General features: G+C 38.8%; 1 pseudogene. It reads right to left on the bottom strand.

Going from position 1 to position 541, the window contains the following annotated elements:
• Positions 1–541 (bottom strand): annotated as a pseudogene (gyrB, locus tag A3766_RS31025) (DNA gyrase subunit B); the annotation flags it as partial.

Below are 541 nucleotides of genomic sequence, written 5' to 3'. Positions count from 1 at the left end.
AGTTGATATACCGTGCACAAATACATCAACTTTTGGTAAGTACAGGTCTTTTTCTTCGTCGTGAGAAATACCAAATACATAGTTCATACCTGTCTTGGTATCAATACCAAGCAAAGGCTGTATTTCTTCAACCCAAGCCGAAACTTTCGCTTTCTCTTTAAGATCTTCTTTATTCAGCGCGCTTACTTTAAGCAAAGTTTCCAGTACAAGTAACGGATAAGAACGGGCAAGCTTAGAAATAATGGTTTCTACTTCACGATATTGACCAACTAAGGTTTCTAAACCTTGGCCAGAGATTGAGGGTGTTCCCTCATCAACATATAAATGAGTATCATCTAAAGCTGACTGGGTCAGGTATTGTTCTAAGGCAGCTTCGTCTTTCAGGTACTGCTCCTGCTTGCCCTTCTTAACTTTATATAAAGGAGGCATAGCAATAAAAATATGACCACGTTCTATAATCTCTCGCATCTGACGGAAAAAGAACGTCAATAATAAGGTTCTAATATGAGAACCATCGACATCCGCATCAGTCATGATAATG

It is taken from the genome of Oleiphilus sp. HI0132 (assembly GCF_001635845.1).
This window is presented reverse-complemented; position numbering and strand designations above follow the sequence as displayed.